Raw genomic sequence first — 4,847 nt, 5'->3', positions numbered from 1 at the left:
CCAGCCGGTGTGATATCTCTCGTCATGGCGTTGCTCTCCTTTGTGGAATCAGCACCCCGAGCCTACCGGCTCAAGGTGGGCAACGCCGACCTCTTCAGTAATTCAACAGAACCCGGGACATCCCCTGGAATGACGTTGTTCTCTACAGCGACGGATTGATCGGCGTCCTCATTCCTGACGCCGCCGGCGACATATGCGCTCTCCGGCTTAAGCGCATGCGCGAGTGCTTTAACGACCGGGCATATATGTCCCTAACCTTGCGACGGCGGCCAAACGACCAACTCCGGTTATTCGAACTCGCCAATATGGCAGCGCAAGCCCCTCCCGCTATTTGCGGCAGCATCCGCTCATCCGAAGAAATCGTGCGAGAGGTTAATGAGCGGGCAGTATCGCTGAAGCCGATGACTGCCGGCGGAGAAGTTGTCTGAAGATTAGCCTAACTCTCCGCCGTCGAAGCCGCCACGCGTCGTGATCAATCCATCAGCAGACATGCCATGCTCTCCCAATAGCGTAAGCGCGACTAACGCGACGATGACAGCTTTTGCGATTCTCATCGCACTTCTTCCTGAACAGTTTTGGATCGAACTCCGGATCTGGTACGAAGCCATCGCGGTTAGGCGCCTTGATTTCGGCAGGCTCTCACGTCCAGCTTGCCGTCGTAAGCCATAGGCCGCCGAGCGGGCGGCGGCGGGTCTAACGGACCCTTTCGTGCCTTGCGTCACGCACTGGCGTCGCCTGAGGAATTCGGATACTTGACCTGGAGCATGCCAGCGGCGTGCATGTCGCCGGTGCAGAATGGTGTGCCTCGCCTGCGGAAGGTCGCTGTGGCCCGCGATCTCGGCACCGAGATCGAGGTGCGCGGGGGTGAAGCAGGGCGAGAGCGTGCTGCTCTGTCGATCTCGCCGAGGGCGCCAAGGTGAGGGTCGCCGCGGACAAGAAGGCGTAAGCCGCGGCGGATCCGCTATCGGCGGGTTTGTGGAAGAAGAAGGGCGACGAAAAGCAGGGTGATAAAGGAACCGTGAAGGGCTCACCAGGTGATCGCGAGAACCAAAACAGCGGAACGACGCTGAGACGCACCAGGTGAGAACCGGACGCAATAGGAATGCTGGACGCGGAGCATTTTTCCGGCTTCTGCCCGCGAGATCAACGTATCGGTACGCGCTAACAACTAACCCATTCCCGGCGCCTCTCAACCCTCTCGGCAGGGTTCGCTTTCCTGAAAAATCGTTTTTATCCTGGTCGTTGTCACTATTGCGGTGCTGATCGGCATTCGGCGTGGTTCATTTACCTGTGACTTTGGCCTCCATCTTTAAGTCTGGCGACCCGATCGTTTCAGCGCTGCTCAACCCATCACTGCTCGATGACCCCCGGCTGTCACGATCGCGCGCTTCTCCAAGATTTGATTGCGCATGCCGTTGAAGAGTCGGATTGGGGTCCTCTCTAAGAGCTTCAAATCACAGTCTTAGAGGATCTTTGCGACGATGCGGAGTGCTGACCTTCTGATGTGGAGTTCTGACCTTCTGCAGACGCCAGAGTTAAATTACGAACAGTGGAGGGATCTGTTGCGCCCGATCTATGGGCTGCACACGATAGACAACCCTAAAGCCTTTGCCGGCAGGGTTCGCCCCCGGGACATCTTCGGACTTAATGCGTCGGAGATTAGGAACAATAAATGCCATTGCGAACGGACACAAAGGGATATTCGCCTTGACGGCCTTGATCACTGCTTTGCCGTATTTCAGGTCGCTGGACGATCAACGATCATTCAAGATGATCAGGCCGTAGCACTGGCGGTGGGAGATGTCGCGTTCGTAAATTGTGCCCGCCCAGTGACGTATCTTAATGATGGCCACGAACAGTGGATTACTCTGCAGCTGCCTCGCCAGCGTCTGATCCGTGGCCTTGGATTCGAGCCGCGCGGCGGCGTTCGTGGCCACTCTGGAACGCGTGCATCACGCCTGCTGTTCCAACTCGTTCTGGACGCTGGCGACGACGAGCAACCTATGCCAAGGTCGGCTGCCAACTATATGCAGTTGGCGGTTTATGATCTGCTCGGAGCAGTATTCGCGCCGGTGGACCCAGCACCAGGCTCCCTTCATTCGGATCGATTGTTTAAGCGCATCTGTGATGTCATCAAGGATTGCTTTGCCGACCCAGATTTCGGTCCGCGTGAGATTGCTGCCGAGGTCGGTATTTCGCTACGTTATCTTCAAAAACTGTTCACGAACCGCGGTTGTACCTGCAGTGGCTTCGTTCAATCAGTGCGCCTGGATCAAGCTGCGCGCACTATTAAGCGCCGGGGGTCGACGAAGTCGGACCAGCCTCTGAGCACGATAGCCTACGCTTGCGGGTATCGTGACTACACTAATTTCGCCCGTGCATTCCGCCGACGGTTCGGTCACGCACCCGGTGTTCATGTGCAGGGCGACGACGTCAACGTGGTGCGTGGCGTAACGCCCGCAAGGGCGCGTTAGACCACGACGCCGCCCGCGCGGTCGCCTATCTGTGATGGCACGCTGCCGACAGCTGCGTCGCGAGATTTGTCGTCAGCGTGAACCGTCGGCAGATTCCATTCTGCTCAGTTCGCTTTTTCGTGCGCATGATGAAAGGGCGACCTCTCAGTTTGGCGAGTACATCCTGACGTATAGGAGTGCCGTGAGTGCCACGGCGAGAACCTGAGCGGCGGGCGTGCCCCGGCAGTTGGCGCCGCTCGGACCCGACCTGAATCTGGTCAAGGAAGGCCCGTATGGGTGCGCCCCACTTCCTGATGAAGCACCTACGGAACGTCGCCGCCGAGATGGCGTCGCAATGTCCTCGCCTACAACCTGACACGGGTGATGAACATCGTCGACAAGCCGACCCTGATTGCAGCCATCCGCGCCACCTGAAGGCCGGAAAGTGCATCCAAAAAGCGCAGCGTCCCCTAGAACCACCTTGGCCGGCTATTGGACGATCCGACGCGAAAACATCGGCGGCCTGCGCCGATTGTCGACCACGGCGGCTTCCGAGCTATCCGTTTCCGCACAACCAAGCCCCGAAGCGCAGTATCCATCCGGTGAAGGCCCTAGGCCACCATCATTCCGTTTCACGTAACAAAGCTGCTGACATGACCCTGTCAGCAGCCGGCGACTACGCTGCGGGCCGCGGGAGGCGATGGATGGCTTATAGGCTGCACTGCGTCGGCGCTTCGGGCAATTCGTTCAAAGTCGCATTATTTCTTAATTGTGCGGGGCTCGACTGGGAGCCGATCGGTGTCGATTTCGCTGGCGGCCAGACTCGTGACCCTGCTTGGCGTACCGCAATGAACGGAATGGGTGAAGTTCCGGTTCTCGAGTTTGACGGTAGACGGATGAGCCAGTCGGGGGCGATCCTAACATGGCTCGCGGAGACTCACGGCATGTTCTGCCCTGTTGGCGCGGAGGAAAAGTTTGAGACCTTGCGCTGGCTGCTGTTCGACAACCACAAATTTACGGGCAACTTTGCAGCGCACCGGATTCTCCAGTCAATGATGCCGGAGCCCGCGCATCCAACTGTGCTTGCCTATATGAGATCGAGGGTCGAAGGCGCTTTCTCGATCGTTGACAAACATCTTGCTAATCGCAGCTTCATGCTGGGCGACCGCCCGACTATTGTGGATTTTTCTTTGGCTGGATACGTATACTATCCCACAGAGGAGACTGGCTTCGATATTGCTGCGGCGTTTCCCGCACTCAACAAATGGCGCGAGCGCGTGGCGTCGTTACCAGGGTGGAAGCTGCCGTATGAACTGATGCCGGTGGGCAACTCGCTGCCTGTGCGGCGCTGAACGATCAAATGGATCATGCAGCCGCTAATGTGGCACCTCGCACTTTCCAATTCCAAGGCAGCAGTTCGTTGATGCGCTTGGCGGGATGATCCGGTAGGCGCGCCAGCACGTCGGCAAGCCAAGCCTGCGGGTCGACGTCATTGAGCTTGGCGGTGGCGATGAGGGTGTAGATCGCAGCCGCACGCCGGCCGCCCTCGTCGGACCCGGCGAAGGTCCAATTTTTTCGTCCCACGGCGACCGCCCGTAGCTCACGCTCGGCAGCATTGTTCGACATGCAAAGCCGTCCGTCATCAAGGAAGCGGCTAAATGCATCCCAGCGGCTGAGGCAGTAATTGATCGCCTTGGTCGTGTCGTTGTTCCTGGAGAGCTTGGCGCGCTGCTCGCGCAACCACGCCTCCAGCTCGACGATCAGGGGGCGGCTACGCTCCTGGCGCACACGCAAACGCTCCTGCGCAGCAAGACCGTTGATCTCGCGCTCGATGGCGAACAGAACATCGACGCGCTTGACCGCCTCGGCTGCGATCGGCGCCTTGCTGAGCCGCGCCAGATCAAAGAACTTGCGCCTGCCGTGCGCCCAGCACGCGGCCTCGATGATCGGGCCGCCCTTGCGATTGGCCTCGTAGAGCCTGCCAAAGCCGGCGTAGGCGTCAGCCTGCATCAGTCCGGCGTAGCCCGCCAGATGCTGTTCCGGATGCGCACCGCCACGATCGGGTGAGTAGAAGAACACGGCCGCTGGCGGATCTGGGCCGGCAAACGGGCGGTCGTCGCGCACGTAGGTCCAGAGCCGGCCGGTGCGGGTCTTGCCCTTGGCCTGGACCGGCACCGTGGGGTGAGTAGGCCGGAGGGATTTCACCTCCGGCCTCTCGCAGAACCAGGGCGTGAGGCTCTCACCTCACCCGGCTCCCATCAGGCAAGTTGTCGCCAATACCGAGTTGCCAGTGAGCAAAGAGTCTGCGGTTCTCGCGAGCAATCTTCTCCAGGAAGATACGAGCGCGCCCCAACCGATGGCGGAAGCGCTTGTACTTTCGCTTCAACCAGATAG

The 4,847-nt window shown here is 59.4% G+C and carries 2 protein-coding genes and 2 pseudogenes; 3 read left to right on the top strand and 1 reads right to left on the bottom strand.

The features are described 5' to 3' along the window. Positions 1–119: 119 nt before the first annotated feature. From ACZYOF_RS42180 to ACZYOF_RS42170, 3 genes and pseudogenes are all read left to right on the top strand, one after another. Positions 120–320: pseudogene (locus tag ACZYOF_RS42180) on the top strand (PHP domain-containing protein); the annotation flags it as partial. A gap of 1,242 nt (positions 321–1,562) precedes the next feature. Continuing rightward, the gene (locus tag ACZYOF_RS42175) at positions 1,563–2,474 is read left to right on the top strand and encodes a helix-turn-helix domain-containing protein (RefSeq protein WP_463703031.1); all 912 of its coding nucleotides are present in this window, start codon (positions 1,563–1,565) and stop codon (positions 2,472–2,474) included. A 683-nt stretch (positions 2,475–3,157) separates the two neighbouring features. Next, positions 3,158–3,805, top strand: coding sequence for a glutathione S-transferase family protein (locus ACZYOF_RS42170; protein ID WP_130584282.1), 648 nt, complete (start codon positions 3,158–3,160; stop codon positions 3,803–3,805). A gap of 13 nt (positions 3,806–3,818) precedes the next feature. Here the strand turns inward: ACZYOF_RS42170 and tnpC are convergent. Continuing rightward, positions 3,819–4,631 (bottom strand): annotated as a pseudogene (gene tnpC / locus ACZYOF_RS42165) (IS66 family transposase); the annotation flags it as partial. Positions 4,632–4,847 lie beyond the last annotated feature (216 nt).

The organism is Bradyrhizobium sp. LeoA1Lang, assembly GCF_055413685.1.
Note: the sequence above shows the minus strand (reverse complement) of the source record. Positions and strands in the feature narration are given on the sequence as shown.

What these genes read in the sequence shown, in the direction of transcription:
- ACZYOF_RS42170 (WP_130584282.1), top strand. Translation starts at nt 3,158, where the DNA reads ATGGCTTATAGGCTGCACTGCGTCGGCGCTTCGGGCAATTCGTTCAAA.